Annotated in this window: 20 protein-coding genes; 8 read left to right on the top strand and 12 right to left on the bottom strand. The window is 39.6% G+C overall.

Annotation, left to right across the window (positions count from 1 at the left end; all coding sequences use genetic code 11):
* Positions 1–92: 92 nt before the first annotated feature.
* On the bottom strand, positions 93–1,406 hold the full coding sequence (locus tag G0029_RS10535; protein WP_180107981.1) for a D-alanyl-D-alanine carboxypeptidase PBP6B: 1,314 nt from the start codon (positions 1,404–1,406) through the stop codon (positions 93–95).
* 180 nt (positions 1,407–1,586) lie between these two features.
* On the opposite strand from G0029_RS10535, the gene G0029_RS10530 reads away from it, so the two are divergent.
* Positions 1,587–3,290, top strand: coding sequence for a M61 family metallopeptidase (locus G0029_RS10530; RefSeq protein ID WP_180107982.1), 1,704 nt, complete (start codon positions 1,587–1,589; stop codon positions 3,288–3,290).
* Positions 3,291–3,504: 214 nt separating this feature from the next.
* Here G0029_RS10530 and G0029_RS10525 read toward each other — a convergent pair whose 3' ends face one another.
* Both G0029_RS10525 and G0029_RS10520 read right to left on the bottom strand, forming a co-directional pair.
* Positions 3,505–4,503 carry an ELM1/GtrOC1 family putative glycosyltransferase gene (locus tag G0029_RS10525; RefSeq protein ID WP_180109817.1) on the bottom strand — a complete coding sequence of 333 codons (999 nt, stop codon included), beginning with the start codon at positions 4,501–4,503 and terminating at the stop codon, positions 3,505–3,507.
* A gap of 138 nt (positions 4,504–4,641) precedes the next feature.
* Entirely contained in the window at positions 4,642–5,430 is a 789-nt protein-coding gene (locus tag G0029_RS10520; RefSeq protein ID WP_180020878.1) for an rRNA large subunit pseudouridine synthase E, read from the bottom strand.
* A gap of 189 nt (positions 5,431–5,619) precedes the next feature.
* On the opposite strand from G0029_RS10520, the gene icd reads away from it, so the two are divergent.
* Both icd and G0029_RS10510 read left to right on the top strand, forming a co-directional pair.
* A complete protein-coding gene (gene icd / locus G0029_RS10515; protein ID WP_180109818.1) occupies positions 5,620–6,873 on the top strand; it encodes an NADP-dependent isocitrate dehydrogenase in 1,254 nt (417 codons plus the stop codon).
* 418 nt (positions 6,874–7,291) lie between these two features.
* The gene (locus G0029_RS10510; RefSeq protein ID WP_180109819.1) at positions 7,292–7,435 is read left to right on the top strand and encodes a hypothetical protein; all 144 of its coding nucleotides are present in this window, start codon (positions 7,292–7,294) and stop codon (positions 7,433–7,435) included.
* Positions 7,436–7,736: 301 nt separating this feature from the next.
* On the opposite strand, the gene G0029_RS10505 is transcribed toward G0029_RS10510, so the two are convergent.
* Both G0029_RS10505 and G0029_RS10500 read right to left on the bottom strand, forming a co-directional pair.
* Positions 7,737–8,912 (bottom strand): YbfB/YjiJ family MFS transporter, encoded by a 1,176-nt coding sequence (locus G0029_RS10505; protein WP_180109820.1) that lies wholly within the window; start codon positions 8,910–8,912, stop codon positions 7,737–7,739.
* Positions 8,913–9,142: 230 nt separating this feature from the next.
* Positions 9,143–10,573 (bottom strand): pyridoxal phosphate-dependent aminotransferase, encoded by a 1,431-nt coding sequence (locus G0029_RS10500; protein WP_180109821.1) that lies wholly within the window; start codon positions 10,571–10,573, stop codon positions 9,143–9,145.
* A gap of 228 nt (positions 10,574–10,801) precedes the next feature.
* On the opposite strand from G0029_RS10500, the gene msrB reads away from it, so the two are divergent.
* The 3 genes from msrB (at position 10,802) to G0029_RS10485 (ending at position 12,329) form a co-directional block, all read left to right on the top strand.
* Positions 10,802–11,221, top strand: a complete 420-nt coding sequence (gene msrB, locus G0029_RS10495; RefSeq protein ID WP_078194371.1) for a peptide-methionine (R)-S-oxide reductase MsrB — start codon at positions 10,802–10,804, stop codon at positions 11,219–11,221.
* Complete coding sequence (locus tag G0029_RS10490) at positions 11,218–11,706, top strand: glutathione peroxidase (protein ID WP_111885907.1); 489 nt, start codon at positions 11,218–11,220, stop codon at positions 11,704–11,706. The genes msrB and G0029_RS10490 overlap by 4 nt, the downstream gene beginning before the upstream one ends.
* Before the next feature lie 101 nt (positions 11,707–11,807).
* A complete protein-coding gene (locus G0029_RS10485) occupies positions 11,808–12,329 on the top strand; it encodes an energy transducer TonB (RefSeq protein WP_194087867.1) in 522 nt (173 codons plus the stop codon).
* A gap of 364 nt (positions 12,330–12,693) precedes the next feature.
* Here the strand turns inward: G0029_RS10485 and dapC are convergent, their stop codons facing one another.
* The 6 genes from dapC to G0029_RS10455 form a co-directional block, all read right to left on the bottom strand.
* On the bottom strand, positions 12,694–13,863 hold the full coding sequence (gene dapC, locus G0029_RS10480) for a succinyldiaminopimelate transaminase (RefSeq protein ID WP_180109822.1): 1,170 nt from the start codon (positions 13,861–13,863) through the stop codon (positions 12,694–12,696).
* A gap of 24 nt (positions 13,864–13,887) precedes the next feature.
* On the bottom strand, positions 13,888–16,554 hold the full coding sequence (gene glnD / locus G0029_RS10475) for a [protein-PII] uridylyltransferase (protein WP_180109823.1): 2,667 nt from the start codon (positions 16,552–16,554) through the stop codon (positions 13,888–13,890).
* Between the two features lie 29 nt (positions 16,555–16,583).
* Positions 16,584–17,798, bottom strand: a complete 1,215-nt coding sequence (gene purT, locus G0029_RS10470; RefSeq protein ID WP_180041578.1) for a formate-dependent phosphoribosylglycinamide formyltransferase — start codon at positions 17,796–17,798, stop codon at positions 16,584–16,586.
* Positions 17,799–17,958: 160 nt separating this feature from the next.
* A complete protein-coding gene (locus G0029_RS10465) occupies positions 17,959–18,234 on the bottom strand; it encodes a hypothetical protein (RefSeq protein ID WP_180088523.1) in 276 nt (91 codons plus the stop codon).
* A gap of 466 nt (positions 18,235–18,700) precedes the next feature.
* Positions 18,701–19,048, bottom strand: coding sequence for an L-valine transporter subunit YgaH (gene ygaH, locus G0029_RS10460; protein ID WP_078189050.1), 348 nt, complete (start codon positions 19,046–19,048; stop codon positions 18,701–18,703).
* On the bottom strand, positions 19,045–19,797 hold the full coding sequence (locus tag G0029_RS10455; protein ID WP_078194362.1) for an AzlC family ABC transporter permease: 753 nt from the start codon (positions 19,795–19,797) through the stop codon (positions 19,045–19,047). The genes ygaH and G0029_RS10455 overlap by 4 nt, the downstream gene beginning before the upstream one ends.
* A gap of 103 nt (positions 19,798–19,900) precedes the next feature.
* On the opposite strand from G0029_RS10455, the gene G0029_RS10450 reads away from it, so the two are divergent.
* Complete coding sequence (locus G0029_RS10450) at positions 19,901–20,380, top strand: hypothetical protein (protein ID WP_180109825.1); 480 nt, start codon at positions 19,901–19,903, stop codon at positions 20,378–20,380.
* A gap of 432 nt (positions 20,381–20,812) precedes the next feature.
* Positions 20,813–20,971, top strand: a complete 159-nt coding sequence (locus G0029_RS10445; RefSeq protein ID WP_227591814.1) for a hypothetical protein — start codon at positions 20,813–20,815, stop codon at positions 20,969–20,971.
* A gap of 96 nt (positions 20,972–21,067) precedes the next feature.
* Here the strand turns inward: G0029_RS10445 and G0029_RS10440 are convergent, their stop codons facing one another.
* Positions 21,068–21,775, bottom strand: a complete 708-nt coding sequence (locus G0029_RS10440; protein ID WP_180109826.1) for a Crp/Fnr family transcriptional regulator — start codon at positions 21,773–21,775, stop codon at positions 21,068–21,070.
* Positions 21,776–21,789 lie beyond the last annotated feature (14 nt).

Raw genomic sequence — 21,789 nt, 5'->3', positions numbered from 1 at the left:
TTTTATTATTGTTGAAAAAAAGAAGATGGCACGAGTATGCCATCTTCTTTTTTTCACGAATAACGAATTGTCTTACAAGTTACATAATCACATCATTGACCTAAAGGGTAGGTTTTAACTTCTGCTGAATCAGTATTAAAGATGCTAAAAAGACCTTTAATCCACATCATGAAACGCTCAAAAATATTGGCTTCTTCAATTTGCACGTCATCTTCGATATCAAAGGTATTGATCAGCTGATTATTTTGATAAACCGTAACGGTGGCTAATTTCATCACTTCAGCCAATGGCGCAGTGAGTTCTTTTTCATTTACTTCAACACTCAGTTTAGTCTGTGTTTCATGAAGTGGTTCAATGGCTTGAATTTGACCATTGCCAGTATTTAAAAGAATACGTTGCTGTGTAGGGTCAAAAGCTTTTAAATCGATGGCATAAGCTTGATCATAAAGTGAAGTTGTAATCAGTTTAGGTTGTTGAGTTTCCACCTTAAACATTTTCAAGGTTGATTTAACCACAGGTAATTCTGCAATTAATTGCTTATCTTTGATTGCAACTTCATTACGTGTATAGGTATAAGCCAAGTTCATGAGGTTGTGTGCTACTTCTGCACGTTTTAATCCACTTTTTGCCCCTAATACCACAACAATCAAACGACGTTCTGGCGCGTCGGGATTCGCGATCAAACGGTTAGCTGTTAAAGCTAAATTATAACCTGCAGCTTTAGTAAAACCTGTTTTTAAGCCATCAACGGTGGGATCTTGTTTGAGTAAAATATTAGTTGCATGGTGGAAACGGTGATTATAACTAAAACTTTGTTGTTTTGAATAATACAAATAGTCAGGTGTTTCAGTCACCAGTGCTTGCCCTAAACGTGCAAGGTCAGCCGCCGATGAATAATGTTCTGGCATGGTAATACCGGCTGGATTTTGAAAATTGGTATCATTCATGCCCAAAGCTTTAGCTTCTTTGTTCATGCGTTCAATAAATTTTGGAATATCACCAGAAATGCGTTCAGCTAAAGTCACAGCGGCATCATTGGCAGACATGACCACAAGACCTGCCAAAAGCTGATCAACTGAAATTTGTTCGCCTGCTTTGAGATACATTTGTGATTCATCCCATTGAACCACTTGTACAACTGGGGTTGCGGTTAGGATTTCATTTTTCTTTAAATGACCTGCTTTAATTTCCTTTAAAGCAATATAAGCCACCATCATTTTGGTAAGTGAAGCAGGGGCACGCTGAACATGGCTATTATGTTCTGCAATCACCTGACCCGACTGAGGGTCTAAAATGGTCCAAGCTTCAGCTTCCACGGTTTCAGGGACAATATTTAAAAGGGCAGCATTTGCTATCGTGGAGCATAGAAAACTAAGCAGCGCGATGAGGTAGATCACGTGTTTCAATGAGGTTCCTTAACCAACCATTCCGTTGGTGGTAAAACGAAAAAATTTTTAGGCATGCTATGCCTTTTTTTTTCTGCTGACTAGTCATAATTGTAGACAATTGCGACAGTTCCGCATTCAGTTGTAAAAAATGTTAATCTAATTGATAAGTTATCTTTTACTAATTTTATATCGCCCATTATGTTGCATTATCAAATCGAATTTGACGATTATCGTCAGCATCTAGTCCATGTCACTGCACGTTTCTTGGCAAATCCAACACAGGTGCTTTCTTTACCAACTTGGATTCCCGGAAGTTACTTAATCCGAGAATTTTCGAAGCATATCGAAGCTGTTCGAGCTTATGATGAAGATGGGCGTTTGTTACAAATTGAGAAATTTGAAAAAAATAAATGGCGCTTATTCAATACAGATCATGAGTTGATCACGGTTGAATATGATGTATATGCCTTCGATTTGTCGGTCCGTGGTGCTTATGTTGATCAAAGCCGTTTATACGTCAATCCAGCTTGCGCATGTTTAGGTTTAGTTGACCAAGAACATACAGCTATTGAGATTGAAGTATTCTTGCCACCAGAGTTAAAACATTTCCAACTTGCGACTGGATTGAAGTCAAAAAGTTTAGTGAAAGGTCGTTATACCTTGTATGCTGATAACTATGCTCAGTTAATTGATGCACCGTTTGAATTGGCGGAACAAACCCGTTTCAGTTTTGAAGCCAACGGCATTCCACACGAATTTGTGGTTTCGGGCAAACATGCCATGAACGCGCAGCGTATGCAGCAAGACATTGAAAAAATTTGTTCGACAGAAATTTCCATGTTTGGTTCAGCACCATTTAAAGACTATACCTTTATGACCATGGCAACGGCGAATAGCTATGGTGGTTTGGAACATCCAAACAGTACGAGTTTAATTAGCCCGCGTGATGATTTACCAAAAGCCAATGAACCTGTAGAGCCTTCGGCAGATTATCAACGTTTCTTAGGTTTATGCAGCCATGAATATTTCCATTCATGGTTAGTAAAATTTATCCGTCCAGAAAACTTTGTGAATTATGATTTGAACAAAGAAGGCTACACTTCTTTGCTTTGGATATTTGAAGGTTTTACATCGTATTATGATGATTTGATTTTATTGCGTAGTGGTGTGATCAATCAGGATTCTTATATCAAGCTTTTAAAAGCACAAATAGATCGCTATTTGCAAAATCCGGGTCGTGAAATTCAAACCGTTGCAGAATCAAGCTTTGATGCATGGGTGAAATTCTACCGTCAGGATGAAAACTCAAATAATGCAGGTACAAGTTACTACAACAAAGGCTGCCTCGTGGCGCTATGTTTAGATCTTGGCTTACGTCTACGTGGTTCAAGTCTTGATGCCCTAATGCGTAAATTATATGCAAATGCGCAAAATGGCATTCAAGTGAATGAACGGACTATTTTCAATTTATGTAATGAATTAACGGGTGATGATTGGTTAGAACAAATCAATCACTTGATTAATACTACAGATGAATTGCCGTTAGATCAGTTGTTCCCTGAGTTTGGCTTAAGCTATACACTCAAAAATGACAAATCATTGCCATTTGGTTTAAAACTGGCTGATAAGCCTGAAGGTGTGTTGGTTCAGTCTGCTCGCCGTGACGGTGCGGCGGCAAAAACTGGCTTGTCTGCAAATGATGTGATTATTGCAATTGATGGTCTAAAAGCAACCGTTAAATTGGCAGAAAAATATGCCAAGCAAGATGGAACTTATACCGTACTGGCATTCCGCCGTGATGAGTTGATGAGCTTTGAAGTAGAAGCGGCAGGTTCAGAATTAACTGAAGTTGAACTTAAAGTGGAAGATCAGGCTAAAGCTGAGAAGTGGTTGAAGGCTTAATTTGAAAAACATTTAAATTTCATGTAAAACCCATACTTAGTATGGGTTTTATTGTTGAAATTCTAATTGATTAGTATCTTGTCGGCATTTATTCTTGCCCATAGTCATTAAAACATTCATGTACTGAACGTATTAAATTACTTTAAAAGTTTGAGCTTTAATTTCTATCGAATAAAATTTTTAATTAATAGATAACAGCTTTTTTTGCATGACATTAATAAAAACTCAGTTCTTGAGATTTTGCCCTCAAATCTTCTGCAAGTTGTTGAGTCACGATTTGTTCAATATGTTGAGCATTTAATTTTGGCTTGATATATGCAGCTTCAGTAATCTGCCCAATAGTTTTACGTTGTATTAATTCGAGATCTAAATAATTTTGAATAATTTCATCTTTTTCAGAATATTCACGACAAACTGAAATAACAATGCGACCGGTTTGGATTGATTCGGATAACATCGTTGCACTATCTTCAGTAACAAAAATATATTCACTTCGCTTTAACACATCGCAAATAGAAGTTTTAGAACAAGTATTCACAAGCTCAATATTTTTATCTTTTAACATTTGAATCACATGTTCTGATAACGCAGGTGTTCTACGAGAACATACGACTGACGCCTGAATTTGATGGTGATCTGCGAATTGAACAAATTGCTGAATCATCTCTTCAAAGTCTTGATGGGTAAAAGGGTACTCTTTTGTCGGTCCACCAATTAACAGGCATGCTTCATGATTCGACGGAATATGCGCTAAGCGAGTAATTTTAGAAGGTACAGCACCTGTAGGAATAATGATTTGTCTACCAGAATGATCTTCTGGAATCGTCGTAATAGTCCAATCAATAAGTCGCCAATTAAATTTACGTGTCCCGCCTGCATAAATAAGCGGGATATTGAAACGTTGAGATAAATATGTGGCATATATTAAATTTGGCATACCTGAACAGACAATAACGTCGGTATGCTCTAAATTTCGTGGCAAGAATTTAAAGTATAAGCGCCCGAGTGTGCGAAACAAATTTGGGAAATGAGACAATTTCTTAAAAATACTCACTGTACGTTTAGGTAAAGTGGGGATTGCAAACTGCTCAGATTGTAGATAGAAGCGCTTCTCAATCATTTCACTGACAGCAATTGCTGGATTTAAATGTCCAATTCGGTTGTCATGAATAATTAATACTTTGCTTCTATTGTGTGTAGATGTGCTGCTCATTTTTGATGTTTAATTAATCAATATTTATCTCGTTATCGTTAATATTAGAAACGAAACATTAATTAAATCTTAAACATTATTAAATTTATAAAATTGCAAAGGCCTACATCAAATGTAGGCCTTTTTTGAAGCTTTTTATCAACGTCCGTTACGACCGCGGCCACGTGGGGCTTTAGTATTCGGACGAGTTGTGCCATTGGTACGCCGTTTTGGTTTTTCGCTCTCATCCATTTGCCAGATACGTTTTGTACCTGACTTTTTCACTGAGCCATCTTTATTCTTACGAACCATTGGCTTACCACCTGTACCGCCTGGTTTTTTCACATAAGAGCGCGAACGGTAAGGTTCTTCTGCAGGTACATTTTGAAAGTCAGGGTACAGTAAAGGCTCAATTTCTTTGGTTTCACCTGGTTCTAAAGCCAATTGAACTAAATCGATGGCACCAATACGTGTACGAATTAAACGTAAAGTCGGGAAACCTACTGCTGAAGTCATACGACGAACTTGACGGTTACGGCCTTCGCAAATTTGGATTTCAACCCAAGAGGTTGGAATGTTTGCACGGAAACGTACAGGAGGATCACGATCCCATAACCATTCTGGCTGTTGCACTTTAATGGCTTTGGCTGGCAAAGTCATACCATCTTTTAGCTCAACGCCTTTACGTAATTGTTCAAGCGCTTCTTCTGTGATGTCGCCATCGACTTGCACTAAGTAGGTTTTGAACTTTTTATTTTCAGGATTGGTGATGTACTGATTTAAACCACCATGATCGGTTAAAAATACCAAACCTTCGGAGTCCATATCTAAACGACCTGCAATACGTAGACTAGGATCGTCCACGAAGTCAGATATGGTCATATGCGCTTCGTCTTTACGGAATTGGGAGAGCACGTCATATGGCTTGTTTAAGATGACGATTTTCATAGGAAATAACTTCTATTAAATACAATAATTCAAATTGGTTAAGATTTATTCAATAGGGAAATGCAGCTATTTCCCATCTAAATCTCAAAAAAGGTAGATTTGCTTTAGAGTATTATGCGTGAAGCGCAATTAAAAGTCTTATCAAACAGCAATTATTTTTTCACTCGCTTCTCAGGGAGGATCATAAAAATGGGTTATCAGAAGATCGTCGTTCCAGTGGATGGGACAAAAATTACAGTAAATTCAGACTTATCATTCAATGTTCCCAATAATCCAATTATTCCATTTATTGAAGGCGATGGTATTGGTGTTGATATCACGCCCGTGATGAAAACTGTGGTGAATGCCGCAATACAAAAAGCTTATGGTGGAAAACGTGCCATAGAATGGATGGAAGTTTATTGTGGTGAAAAAGCCAATAAAATTTATGGCACCTATATGCCCGAAGAAACCTTTGAGGCTTTACGCGAATTTGTGGTTTCAATTAAAGGGCCGTTAACGACGCCTGTCGGTGGTGGCATTCGTTCGCTAAATGTTGCACTACGTCAAGAATTAGATCTCTACGTCTGTGTGCGCCCAGTACGTTGGTTTAAGGGCGTTCCTTCACCTGTTCAGCATCCTGAACGTACAGACATGGTGATCTTTCGAGAGAACTCAGAAGATATTTACGCAGGGATTGAATGGAAAGCAGATTCGCCTGAAGCCAAGAAAATGATCAAATTTCTTAAAGAGGAAATGGGTGTTACTAAGATTCGTTTTGAGGAAAATTGCGGTATCGGGATTAAGCCTGTATCTAAAGAAGGTTCTCAGCGTTTGGTTCGGAAAGCTATTCAATTCGCCATTGATAACGATAAGCCGAATGTCACCTTGGTGCATAAAGGCAATATCATGAAATATACCGAAGGTGCGTTTAAAGAGTGGGGTTATGAAGTCGCACTTGAGCGCTTTGGTGGTGAATTGCTAGATGGAGGTCCTTGGGTCAAAATAAAAAATCCGAAAACTGGCAAAGAGATCGTGATTAAAGATGCGATCGCAGACGCTTTTTTACAGCAGATTCTGATGCGTCCGACCGATTATTCAGTCATTGCTACCCTAAATTTAAACGGTGACTATATTTCAGATGCTTTGGCGGCCGAAGTTGGCGGTATTGGTATTGCACCGGGTGCCAATATTGGTGGCGCTGTGCAAGTATATGAAGCGACACATGGCACAGCGCCTAAATATGCGGGTCAAGATAAAGTAAACCCTGGGTCTATTATTCTGTCTGCAGAAATGATGCTGCGAAATATGGGCTGGACTGAAGCGGCAGATCTAATTATTAAAGGTATTGCGGGGGCGATTGAAGCCAAAACAGTGACCTATGATTTTGAACGACTCATGCAAGGTGCAAAACTCTTGCGTTGTTCGGAGTTTGGACAAGCCATCATTGAGCATATGGACTAACTTTATTTGCTAATCTAGGTGTAAAAAAGCTAGATGCATAAAAGGCTAGGTAAAAAGGATTGAATCATTCAGTCCTTTTTTAGGACTAAACATTAAAAACACAGAATCATAGCTTCTCAATACCATTCAAAAAACAGCACTCAAAAGGTGACTTCACGCAATCAATCAGATGGTCTGGCATGCTTGTCATGTTACTAAAAGTTTAAAACCGCACTATTCGAGTGAACTTAAGTAATGCAGAAAATAGAGGGGGATTGATTTCAAATTAATTATTCTCCAGAAATTTTACAATGACGTAATTCGAAACATTTATCGGGTTGGTTCCATGAAAATTAGCGGTACATTGGTTGTTGTCCTTTAGTAGATGTACATCTAGTAACAGTACATTGTGACACTTATGATGATAAGGAGAAATGAAATGTCTCGTAAACAGCATCAACAAAACCAACAAACTGATCAACAGCAGCAAAATGATCAGCAACAGCAACAGCAACAGCAACAAGACCAAAAGAAACAGAAACAACAGCCGCATCAACGAAATCAGCGTCAACAACATCGTTAATAGGCGAAATACTTTGTGAATCAAAGTTCATTTGGCCGAATGGTTGTTAATTGATCGAAATTTAAGTTTTATACGTAGACGAGAAGGAGATGAATTTGTCTAAGAAAACCAAATCACTTAAAAAGGAAATTAAAGCGAGGTTGAACAAAATTTCAAAGTGTAATTTTGCTTTGAAAAAATTAAAGATAAAGCTGAAAAAAGCTTAGCCCATTCACGATTTATCAAAATGAAAAGACCTATTTACATAGGTCTTTTCATTAAATGCATGATTGGTGATGTAGTTGAATGTCTTGTGATCTATCTATACGAGATGTTTGCTCAATTTTGCTGTTCGAGTGAACCAAAAGAGCTGTAGTGTTCCAATGCCGAGTACGCATGCGGCTAAAATAAATTGCTGTGAATAATCAATACCAATTCGCTGTAAAAAACTAAAGCTTATACCACCGATTAATTGAATAGATGCAAAGCACAGGGTTGCAATACTCCAGAGCTTTTTATAGGCGCTACCATAGATTTGCAAAATGGTATAAGAGGTAAGAAAAACCACTGCTGGATTGAGCAGGCCTGTAGCAAAAGAAGATAAAAAAGTAAAAAGTGGATGGATATTAATGATCGCTATAAAAATCGCGAAGACATAGCAGCTATATAAAATTTTAAGAGCGCTGATATTTCCCAGTTTTTGTGCTAGGCAGTAAGCAGCAAATGCCCCTAAAGCACTCCCCAGACCATATAAAATCCAATTGAAATTGATCCCGATCGGGCTGAGGTGTAGGGTGTGAGTTAAATAGTCAATCCAAAATAATGAATGGGGCACGTAAGCAAAAGCACTGGTGCTATACACAATTAAGAGACAATAGAAAATTCCATCGACTTTATGTTCTACTGCAGGAATCGCGGTGAGTGTTGTGAGCTGTGATTTAAAACTCTTCAAAAGCACGCTGAGTAACATACAAATCAGGCTTGAAAAAGCAAACAAAATCAACCAAGCCCACATTGTCGAAATTTGTTGGATGTAAGGCAAAAATAGCGTTGCCATTAACACCCCTAAGCCAATACCACTGAAACCAATAAAGTTGATTTTAAAGCGGTCTTGAAGCTGTGAACATTGGGCCACGACACTTGGGGAGAGGATCATTAGTAAGCCGCCGCTGATCCCTGAAATAACGCGCCAAGTGCTATACCAAAGTTCTGAAAAACCTGAAAATGCACAACTGAGTAAACTGAGTGTCCCTGCAATAGCTGCGAGTTGGATATAATTCACCATGCTTTTATTTTGGGGTAATTTCATGGCCCAAAATGCACCGATCAAGTAGCCGAGCAAATTGGCACTGCCTAAAATGCTGGCAAAACTTGCGCTCCAACCAAATGCTTCACGGGTTGAAGGGAGGAGTGCGGTATAGGAAAAACGTAATATCCCGATGCCTAGGCACATGCTTAGACAGAGAAATAGGCTCAGTTTAATTTTGTTAGAGAACATCCTGTACTCATGTATTGTTATGATTGGTTAAAAAATAACATGAATAGGCTATAGAAAAATCAACAGATCTTAAAGTTTTGACTAAGGTCTAAGCTAAAAATTAATTCTTAAAAACTTAACTATTCAAAAAGATAGCTGTGGTGTGCGTACAGTAAGAAATCAAATTTAAAGATACAGTAATAAAAAACCGTACATGGCGTACGGTTTTTTATTTTTAAAGCACTTATGAATTAACGCATTTTCGCCAAGAAACGACCTAAACGAGTGAGTGCTTCACGTAGTTCATTTTCAGCAGGCAAGAACACCACACGGAAATGATCAGGTGTCGGCCAGTTAAAGCCCGTACCTTGAACCAAAAGCACTTTTTCAGCACGGAGGAAATCCAACATGAATTTCTCATCGTCTTGAATTGGGTAAATTTCAGGGTCCAGTTTAGGGAAGCAGTACATAGCACCCTCTGGTTTCACACAAGACACACCTGGAATATCATTCAACATTTCCCAAGCAATGTTACGTTGTTCATATAAACGGCCGCCCGGACGGATGAGATCATTAATTGATTGATAACCGCCTAAAGCCGTTTGAATCGCATATTGCGCTTGATGGTTGGCACATAGACGCATCGACGCCAACATGTCTAAACCTTCAATATAGTCTAGTGCACGTGATTTATCGCCTGTAATTGCCATCCAGCCTGAACGGTAACCGGCAATTCGATATGCTTTAGATAAGCCATTGAAAGAAATACACAACTGATCACCTGCCAATGACGCAACAGAAACATGTTCAATACCGTCATAAACGATCTTGTCGTAAATTTCATCAGCAAACAAAATTAAGTCGTATTTCTTTGCGAGAGCTACAATTTGCTCAAGCACATGACGTGGGTAAACCGCACCTGTTGGGTTGTTCGGGTTAATCACCACAATACCGCGAGTATTCGGGGTGATTTTACTTTCCATGTCGGCAATATCTGGATACCAGAAATTTTCTTCATCACATTTATAGTGAATAGCAGTACCGCCAGAAAGGTTAACTGCCGCTGTCCAAAGCGGATAATCCGGCATAGGCACTAGCATTTCATCGCCATCGTCGAGCAAGCCTTGCATTGCCATCACGATCAGTTCAGATACGCCATTACCAACATACACGTCATTCACGTGCATGTTTAAGATGCCTTTTTGTTGATAATACTGACAAATCGCTTTACGCGCAGGGAAGATGCCTTTTGAGTCGGTATAACCAATTGCATTAGGCAGGTTGAGTGCCACGTCGTTAATAATTTCTTGAGGTGCTTCAAAACCAAAAGGAGCAGGGTTACCAATATTTAATTTAATAATTTTATGGCCAGCCTCTTCCATCTCATTGGCCGCTCGTAACACAGGTCCGCGAATGTCGTAGCAAACATGCTCGAGCTTAGACGATTTCTTAATTTCGCGGGGGGGGTTAAACGTATTCGGCATTTTTATATTCTCGGAAAGAGTGGAGGTCACTTTTGCATAACGGTATAAATAGCTTTTAAATGTCTCGGTCGTTACTAAATCGAGATGATGTTCGTCTCTGAGTAAAGCAACTATTTTTTCATGCGTAAACCCTGCCTGTTGATATTGTTTGATCACGGGCAGCAGATTTTTAAAAATTACGCTCTTTTTCTGCGACATTTTTTAATCCTGAGCAAGAGTAGCGCTAAGATTATCACTAAAGGTGCTCACAAAAAAGCATTTAATTTTGTATTTTGCTCACCACGATTTTATATTTGCTTACTTTTTGCTTTTTGGGTCATTATATAGATTTTGTAAATTGTTGAATAAAGACTAGAAATTTAAGATTGAATGACGTAAATATAGGATTATCCTATTTTAAATACCACGATATAAAGGGACGTCATCATGGGAAAACTCAATAAAACAGAAAGAGAATGGCAAAGAGAATTGTCGCCAGAAGAGTTTCGCATAACGCGTCAGAAAGGCACGGAGCAAGCTTTCACTGGAAAATATTGGAATACGAAACAAGCTGGCACGTATGTATGTCGTTGTTGCGGGGAACCGCTTTTTTCTTCTGAAACAAAATACGATAGCGGTTGTGGTTGGCCGAGCTTTTATAAGCCGATTGAACCTGCTGCAGTAGAAGAAAATGTAGATACGACACACGGTATGGTCAGAACAGAAATTGTTTGTCATCATTGTGACGCACATTTAGGGCATGTTTTTACTGATGGCCCACAGCCGACTGGATTACGTTATTGTATTAATTCGGCATCCTTAGAATTAGAAACAAAAGAAAAAAATGATGAGGAAACTTATCCATGACCACCATTCACCAGTTTGAAGCAGAATTACTGGACGGAAGTAATAAATCCTTTGCAGATTATGAAGGCAAGGTTTTATTAATTGTAAATACCGCTAGTAAATGTGGGTTTACTCCTCAATTTGCTGGTTTGGAGAAAATTTACGAACAATATAAAGATCAAGGTTTTGAGGTTTTAGGTTTTCCATGCAACCAATTTGGCGGACAAGATCCGGGTTCGAATGATCAAATTGGCGCGTTTTGTCAAAAAAACTATGGCGTATCTTTCCCGATGTTTGCCAAAGTGAATGTAAAAGGCCCTGAAGCGCATGTGATTTTCCGTTATTTAACCAATAACTCGAAAGGCGTATTGGGTAATGGTATTAAATGGAACTTCACCAAGTTTTTAATTGGCAAAAATGGGCAAGTTATTAACCGCTATGCACCCACGACCAAGCCTGAAACATTGAATGAAGATATTGAAAAAGCTTTAGCTCAGTCAAAATGAAGTGAATTATTGGCCGAACTGAGGTTGATATAAAGGCGCGGAAGCGTCTTTATTTTTTTGGATGTTTTATACTGAAGTGTCTTTATTTGAAGGTCATAACATTGTTTAAGCAGATGGTTAAACGTCGAATTTGTGTTTTAACGTTTTTTTTACTTGTATGTGTGGAGATAGCTTGGGCAGATAGCAATCCAAGTGCATCTGAACCTACAAAAATGTCTGTTGTTGCAAGCAATCTAGACCTTACTACAGATGCTCGGGTCAACGCATTATTGCAAATATTAAAAACACCTATAAAAGAATACCAACCTACGCGTGTTGCAGATGTAATTGATCCACATGTAAAACCGAAAATGTATGAAGTCTCTTGGGTAAATGCACCGCAATATGTGCTGTCTGCGTCTGAGATGAAAACATATAAGCAACCTGTCAAACTACAGCTCACTGTGATTGCTGCAACAGGCTATATTGGTGGCTCAAAACTCATTGCAAGTTCAGGCTCTAAAAACTTTGATCAAAAAGTACAAAAATCCTTATTAGTTGCACGACTTGAACCTATTCCGATGGTTGATAAAAATCTCAGTTATACCGTTGAACATGAATTTACTCTTCATCCACCTCAATAAGCTTATAGCATAAGGCAAATTTTAAGTTCCATAAATGATCTGTTATTACTGGTGCATCTAATTGATAATGAAAGATATTATTTTGCAACTAGCTAAAACCATTCAGGTGGCTGTTTATCTTTTCGCTTTACAACAATTCGTTATGACCATACTTATTTTTCATACAGCGTTTAACACTGAACGAACCTCGAACATTTAAATTGAGTGCAACATTTGATTTCTAATAGTGTTCAATGATTTCTCAATAATTGTTTATAAGTAATTATTGCTAGATGATTAGCTCTGAATGATTGTTAAGAAATGACACAAATAAAAATGCCCCAAATCAGGGGGCATTTATTTTAAGCAGAACACTTTAAATCAATTAAAGCACTGCTTTTAAGCGACGAATCACTTCTTCACATTGGGTAATATCTGCAACAAGGGCTAAACGGACATGGTTTTCACCCGGATTACCTTGTGCTGTATCACGTGACAGATAACGGCCTGGTAATACTTTCACATGCGCTTTTTCCATCAGCATTTTTGCAAAAGTTTCATCATTATCCACTTTTAACCAGTAGTAGAACCCTGCATCAGGTTTTTGTAATGGTAGTAGGTGACCCAGCTCGCGTTGGAATAATTCGAATTTTGCACGGTACTGGACGCGGTTTTCTTCTACGTGTGCTTCGTCATCCCAAGCTGCAATTGAACCCAACTGGTGTTGAACAGGCATCGCAGCGCCATGATAAGTACGGTATTGTAAATAAGGTTTTAAAAGCGCTGCATCACCTGCAACAAAGCCAGAACGCATACCCGGTAAGTTAGAGCGCTTAGACAGTGAGTGGAATACCACGCAGTTTTTATAGTCATCACGGCCCATTTCAGCACAGACTTCAAGTAGGCCAACAGGTGCTTCATCAAACCAAAGCTCTGAGTAGCATTCATCAGATGCAATCACAAAATTATATTGGTCAGACAGAGCGATCAGTTTTTTAAACTGTTCTTTAGAGAGCACCGCACCTGTAGGATTACCCGGTGTGCAGACAAACAATAAAGCGGTTTTTTCCCAAACTTCAGCTGGCACAGCGTCAAAGTCGCCAAGGTAGTTATTTTCATCTGTACAGTTGATGAAGTAAGGTTCTGCACCCGCAAGTAAAGTTGCGCCTTCATAGATTTGGTAGAACGGATTTGGCATCACCACATAAGGGGCATCTTCACGTTTAACCAAAGCTTGTACAAACGAGAAGATCGCTTCACGCGTACCTGACACAGGCAGGACGTTGGTATCTGCACTGATGCTATTCAGTTTAAAGCGACGGGTTAACCAATTTGCAATACTTGTGCGAAGCTCAGGTAAACCCTTGCTGTTTGGGTAAGTGGATAAGTGCTGAAAATTATCAATAATGGCCTGTTTCACAAACTCCGGTGCAGGATGCTTTGGCTCACCAATTGAAAGGGGAATCAAAGGCAAATCTGCGGGTTTCACATCCTGAAATAGCTTATTTAGCTTTTCAAATGGATAAGGGTGCAATAATGACAAACTGGAGTTCATGGAATGGATACCGATCAATTTAAGTTAATGATGACTACAAACCTGATTCGAAGCTTCATCGAGTGCTGACTTTAACTGTGCAGCAAACGTTTCCGCTTCTGAATCACTCATAGGTGAGCCATCTTTTTTAGTGACATAGAAAATATCTTCAGCACGTTCACCGAGCGTCGCAATTTTCGCAGAGTGAATATCTAGGCCTTGCATCATAAATAAACCACCGACTTTAGCAAGTAAGCCTGGATGGTCAAGTGTCGCAATTTCAACCATATTTTGTTGAAGTGCTTCATTAAAAGAAATACTCACGGTATTTTCAATATCAAAATGACGCAGTTGACGTGGAATACGACGCTGCATTAGGCCTGGGTATTTGTCAGATTGGCTTAAGGCTTTTTTGAGCGCTTCAATAACGGTTTGCTCACGCTCTGGATCTGTCAATAAGGTGCCAAAACGGTCAAGTACAACATAAGTGTCCAAACTAAATGCAGTGGATGCAGTGATAATACGGGCATCCTGAACGTCTAGATTCATTCTGTCCAGAATTGCCACTGTTGTTGCAAACAAGTTAGGCTGATCTTGTGTGTAAATAAAGATCTGTACCGCATCTTGTGCAAATTTGCGATGTGCTCGCATCATCACCAATGGTTCTGCATTATTGCCATGTTTTAAAATGGCGCGCGTATGCCATGCGATTTCATCGGCAGATTCTTTCAGGAAATATTCATCACCGAGTTCTTGCCAAACAGTTTCTACATCGTAGAGCGAAAAATCGTTGACTAATAGTTCACTGGCCGCAAATTTAGTGTCTTCGATCAGCATTGGATAATCTACAGGACGACCCAAACCAGAACGAATCACATCACGCGCTTGTGTATACAGTTGGCGCATGAGGGATGCACGCCATGTATTCCAAAGTGTCGGATTGGTTGCGTTGATATCAGCAACTGTCAAGGTGTAGAGATAGTCGAGATGCTCCATATCGCCCATTTTCTCAGCAAATTCTTTCACCACATCTGGATCGGAAATATCTTTTTTCTGAGAAGTAACGGACATCAATAGATGGTTTTGAATCAACCATGCGACAAGGTTGCATTCACGTTCAGTAAACCCATGGGTACGGCAAAAAGCAATTGCATCCGCTGCACCAAGTTCACTGTGGTCACCGCCGCGACCCTTGGCGATATCATGGAAAATTGCCGCTAAATAAACAATGTCACGGCGCGCCAGTCGTTGGAATACGGAGCTAACGACAGGGAAGTCCTTAGTAAATTCAGGCTCTTTAAAACGGTTTAAATTACGTAGTAGTAATAGGGTATGGGCATCGACAGTGTAAATATGGAACAAGTCATATTGCATGAGTCCCATGATTTGCCCAAAGGCAGGAATATAGTTGCCGAGCACGCCATAACGTTTCATCGCCACCATGGTGTCGTATAAACGGTAGGGTGAGCGAATGATCGCCATAAATAAGGCTTGATGTGCGGGATTGTTACGGAAGTTTTGATCAATACGTTTTGCTGCAAGTGACAATAGACGTAAAGTTCGGGCACGAATCCCTTCAATTTCTGGACGATTCGCCAAGAGGTAGAAAATTTCTAGAATAGCACTTGGATTTTCAGAGAAAATTTTATGATGCTGTACCGCTAATTTGCCATCGACTAATTTGAAGTTAGCATTGATCTCTTCAATTTTACGTTCATAGTCAGGCAAGCGTGGCGTAATGACAGATTCATTAAAATAAGCCAAGAGCATTTCATTTAACGTCGTCACTTGCTGAGCGCTACGGTAGTAACGTTTCATGAACTGTTCGATTGGATAATTCGGTGATTTACCTTCTTCACGTTGATAGCCAAATTTAGCGGCAATGTCACGTTGATAATCAAACAATAATCGGTTTTCGTCGCGCTTGGTTAAGCGATGTAAATGATGACGAATTTCCCAAAGAAAGCTTTCTGTTTCTTCAAGAACGCCAAGTTCAAACTCTGAAATAAAACCCAAATGTACAAGGTCATAGATGCGATTGACACGGAAATGACGCTTAGCAATCCATCCGATTTGGTTGATATCACGGATACCGCCGGGCGCATTTTTAATATCGGGTTCTAAGTTGCTTTCGGTATTGTTATGTTGAGCATAGCGTTTGGCTTGCTCTTGCATTTTGGCATCATAGAAGGTTTTATCCGTCCATGTCTGTGACACGATACGGCGTGGCCATTTGGCTAGGTGTTCATTGCCCACAATCAAACGTGCTTCAATCAAAGCTGTTGCTACAGTTAAATCATTGGTGGCTTGAGCAACACAATCATTAATAGTACGCACACTGATGCCCGGTTTGAAATTACCAACATCCCAAAGAGTTGAAATAAAGCTGGAGATGAGTTTTTCTTGTTCTGGGCTGATTTCATCTTCAGACAAAATCATGATATCGACGTCGGAGTAAGGCAGCATTTCGCGGCGACCATAGCCACCGACAGCAAATAAACCGAGATCGGTTTGGTCGAGTTCAGCATGTGTCCATAAGAACTTTAAGGCTTCATCGATTAGATTCGAACGAGCCAAAATCACATCACGAATCGACTGTCCATTTTCAAAGCATTCCTGTAGCTGATTTTCAACATCTGAGCGCCATTGGTTAATCGCCTGAATGTCGTGGTTACTTTTAATGTAATTCAGCAGAGGAAGCGTATTGATCATGAACAGTGGTCCGTTAAGGTGTTACAAACTTAGTTTTGTTGAACACTGACTTGTTGTGCAGCATGTTGAGCAAGTTCACGCGCGTGATCTGTGGTTTCAGCGCGTGCTGTTGCTACGCCCATACGGCGACGTTTAAAGCCTTCTGGTTTACCAAAGAGGCGTAAATCGGTGTCTGGATTAGCCAAAGCAAGATTTAAGCCAGTAAATGATAAATTGGTATCATCCACGCCTGCATAGATGACTGCGCTCGCAGCAGTACTGTGTCGAGCAGTATTCACAGGCAGACCAAGAATGGCACGTGCATGCAGTTCGAATTCGCTTTGGAATTGCGATGCAAGAGTGACAAGGCCTGTATCGTGTGGACGAGGTGATACCTCACTAAACCATACTTTATCGCCTTTGACAAACAGTTCCACCCCAAAAATGCCACATCCACCTAATGCAATGGTTACTTTATTGGCAATACGCTTGGCTTCCTCTAATGCAAGAGCAGTCATAAGTTGTGGCTGCCAACTTTCAACATAGTCACCAGAGTCTTGGCGGTGGCCAATTGGGTCGCAAAATGATGTTTCTATTTCACCTGTTTCTGCATTTTTAGCACGAACAGTCAGCAGGGTGATTTCAAAGTCAAAGTCAATTTGTGATTCCACGATCACGGTGCCTTGATTTACACGTCCACCTGTTTGTGCATATTCCCAAGCAGCATCGACTTCATCAAAGCTTTTTACACGTGACTGTCCTTTACCCGAAGACGACATGACAGGTTTAACAAAGTTTGGATAGCCAATGTCATCGCATGCTGCACGGAACGCTTCAAGGGTATTGGCAAATCGGTAGGCTGAAGTCGGGAGTCCAAGCTCTTCGGCAGCTAGACGGCGAATCCCTTCACGATTCATCGTCAGGTTGACAGCTTTTGCAGAAGGAATGACAGTGGCAATCTTTTGTTCTTCAATCTCGACCAAAACTTGAGTCGCAATGGCTTCAATTTCAGGGACAATCAAATGAGGCTTCACTTGAGAAATTAAGGCTTTAAGTGCCTCGGGATCTGCCATATTTAAAGTATGAGAAAAATGTGCAACTTGCATGGCAGGAGCATGGTCATAACGATCGGCAGCATGAACTTCTACACCCAAACGTTGCAATGAAATCACAACTTCCTTACCGAGTTCACCAGAACCTAACAGTAAGACTTTATACGCTGAAGACTGAAGTGGAGTACCAATAGTGACGCTCATGTAAATCATCCATGCTTGATTTTATGGGAATTTAAGCATAGCAGAACTTGTTCGAGAGATAAGCGAGTGTTCACATAAATAAATGATATTGTCCAACAATTTTTTTTATATCTTTATGGGGGAGCGTTCGTGTAATTATTTATCTGTTAAAATCTTTAAAAAGTGGTAATTAGTTGTTTTTAGTTAAATTCACTTTAAATACGCCTACATTTTTTACACATGCACGGAATGGCTCAATATCCAAATTTGCACATTGCAGCGCACGAAGCTGCACAGTGGTTTGGCGGAAGTTGGGCCAGTACAGCAATCCGAGCAGTAGTGCGGCGCATATGCATAAAATCAATATCAAGCCAACTAAAACGGCAGTGAAATAGAGTACGTCTGCAGCCACTGACAGAAGCTGAAATGATGAATTGAGCCATGAACTAAAGCTGAAAATACACATTAGAAAAATCAATAAAAAACCGGTCAGCTGCAGAAAATTACTGAACAGATGGGGCATAGATATGTGCGGAAACATCTGGCGACGCGGGTGTAAATGCAGAATCTGCTGTGTGCCATTGTATAAACCCACAATCGTCTTTTGCTGATTTTTTTCGATATAAATGGCGCGGATCTGATCAGCAGGTTGGCAATGTACAGCGTAGAAATTACCACTGAACAGCTGACTTTGAATAAAGCATTAAAAATTTACGCTTCGATGGGCTTTTGCAGTCCCCAACTCAATTCATATGGTTGTCTAGAATGAATATAAATTTTGTCTTGAATAGCATGGTACTTTGCCATCTATTGGTTTTATATAGATTTTTTTATGTTATACGCTGACTATCTCATAATTATTGCTAATTAAAAAGCACAGGCTAAAGTAGCTTGTGCTTGAAGTTTTTATTTGGATTGTCGCAGACTCGGCTTTAGAGATGAAAAGGTATATAGGTATAGACTAAGCCATAAGTCAGGGCCGCAGTGAGCGTAGCAGGTACAATTTTTTTAAACTTGAAATACAAGCCTGCAAGCACAGCAAATCCAACCAACATGGCAAAGCTTTTGTTTGGTGTTTCAAGCAGAGGCGGTAAGGTTGCAACCACCAACATTGAACTAATTGCAGCGATACCAATCGAGCCCAAAGCGATTTTGAGCCATAAAGAACCACGCTGCTGTGAACCTTGCTGAAATTTCTGAATTACAAAAAATGGCCCAAACCGTGATGCAAAATTCGCAATTCCGACCAAGATCCCGACCAGGATAATTTCTAGATTCATGATGCTTCACCCATATGCTCAGGATCAGGTTTTTTTAAAACATAATGTTTGAATAAACCGGCAAAAATACCAGAAGAAATACCGATAAAAATCGCGGCAGACAAGTCAATAAAGTAGCAGGCAATCGCAGAAACAATAATTGTAACCGTGACCACAAATGTATGTTTTTTCTCAAATGCGGCAAGTAAAAAGCTTAAAAACAATGCAGGCAGTAGAAAGTCGAGTGCGGCTTGTAAAAATTGTGGAAGGTTGCTGACTTGATCAGCAAATAAACCGCCTAAAAATGAGCCTGTTGCCCAAGACAGCCAACTAAATAAGCTGAGTCCTAACATCCAAGATTCTGACCATTCTTGACGACGTTGCGACAGTTTGATCATGCCTGATGCGAAAACTTCGTCGGTTAAACCCCAAGCCCAAACTGCCGTTTTCTTTAAGTTAAGTCGATCTTGAATCAGGTTTTGTAAGGCAGGGCCATAAAGTAAATGGCGGATATCGAGGGCAATTACAGTAAGAGCAGTCATCCAAATGGATGTTCCACTTCCAAGTAAAGCAACGACGAGAAACTGACTGGCACCTGCATACATAGAGCATGATAAAAATAAGGCTTCCCACGCAGTGAAACCAAATTGAGTCGCGGACACCCCAAATGCAAAAGAAACAGGAAGATAGGTAAAGATAATGGCTTGACTATCTTTAGCACCTTGCCAAAAACCCGCAGGCTGAACTGTAGGAAGTTTGTGCTCAGACACGACACACCTTTGAAAGAGTTGAACAACAGGTCAAATGATGATTGAGTATTGTACGCGAATTCACTAGCATATTGCCGAATATGTTTGCTGAAATGAGCCGGATATGCAGAGGTTAAAGATGCGTGGGATACTGATTGTTTCATTATTGAGCAGCACGGTGTTGTTGCAGGCCTGCGGTAATGATGGAGCTGAACAAGCTCAAGTCGAAATTAAAGCAGCACCCAAATTAACCAATGATGCAACGGAGTATGCTGCCAAAGCTTGGGCGTTTATCAATAAAGTTGATCCGATTGTTTATGCAAAGCAAGTCGATCAGATGGAAGAGAAAGTTCGAGTTCCGGCGCGTAAGTTGAGTACGGAATGGCGTATCAATGTCAAAATGACCGATTCTGTGACTGAAGGGAAATATGCACTGTGCCGTAAGGCTTTGACAAGTCTGGAAATTTGGGCACGAGAAAGTATTGATCAGAGTTCGACTGTTGCACAGAAGCAAGCTGATTATGAGCGTGATAAAAATCAATGCAAAGGTGCGATTGAAAACCCTGAACTCGGAAATACCGATCCGAAAAAAATAGGCGTTTAACTTGATCAAAGCAGTGAAGTTTCACTGCTTTTTTTTTGGAAAATATCAAAAAACAAGAATAAATCTATAAGAGAGGATTGGAAAATCCTCCTAAAAGCATCGCTATTTCTTATAAAAATTAAATCAGTGCGCTGCCGTAGTATTGAGCTAAATTCCAAATTGCATGGTTTTTTCTGAAGTTAAATAGATAAAGCATTGATAATGAATAGTAAAAATATCTTTTGAGAAAAATTTATTGATAAAAATCCCCCATTTTAGAACGCCAGTCGTCTGACCTTCTCTTTAATTAATATCTTTAAAATATTAATAATATAAAGTATGGATAATGTGATAAAAAATTAAAATTATCATTATTTGATAAAGTATGTAAAAATTACTACGTAAAAGATGAAGTATGTAAGTTAAATTAAAGACGTTGAATAGGTGATTAAGATGAAAAAAACATTAATGAAGTTATCGGTTTTGGCTGTTTTGACTACAGCGGTCAATGTACAAGCAGCGACTGAAGATAAATCAGAAGCATCAACTCAAGAAGTTGCAGCATGTACAAATGGTTTTGACAGTGTAAATGTTTGCCAATTATTGTCGTGATCAAAACTCGATAAAGCGAAGTGCCACAAATAAAAGCAAAATAATGATAAAGAATCATTCTGGTGCAATTAAATGCACTTATTTAAATCACAAATGTCAGACATCATGCACAGGAAGTGCATGAGCAATCTGATGTAACTGCGCTAGATCTAAAATTTCAATTTGTTTAAACGCAACACGAAGCACCTGCATTTTTTCCAACTGCTGAAGCTCCTGATTAACGGATTGTCTTGAGCAATTCATCAGTTGCGCGAGTTGTTCCTGTGAGATGTGTATGGTGTGTTGCTCAATTTCCAAATGATTTCCATATCCATTTAAAATAAACAGCAGACGCTGTGCGAGACGTTGACTTAAACTTTGCGTTTGTAAGGCAATGAGTTCCATAAAGGCATAGCGAAGTTTTTGACTGGTGAGCTGGGCAAAATGAAACCAAAACTCAGGGTGTTGTTGTAATAATTGCTGAATTGCTTGAGCCGGTAAGTGTAATAAGGTGGACTTTTTGGTACAGATGGCATCGTGAGAGCGTGGTAATTGGTCAACCAAGGATATTTCGCCAAACCACATAATCGGCTCAGCAATGGCGGCAATCGCTTCTTTGCCATGAATATCAATATAGCCTAAGCGAACTGCGCCTTCTAAGACTGCATACATACCATTAAAACGCTGTCCTGATAAAAAAACACGAGCGTCTTTTTCGAAAGTTAAGGTCAGGGCATGGCGGCAGATAAAGTCTTGGAAGGAAATATTTAAGCCTGAATACCACACATTTTTATTGAGTTGATGCACATATTGAGCGTCCAGCACAGCATATCCTTATT

This window comes from Acinetobacter sp. YH12138 (genome assembly GCF_015218525.1).
Taxonomy (GTDB): domain Bacteria; phylum Pseudomonadota; class Gammaproteobacteria; order Pseudomonadales; family Moraxellaceae; genus Acinetobacter; species Acinetobacter amyesii.
This window is presented reverse-complemented; position numbering and strand designations above follow the sequence as displayed.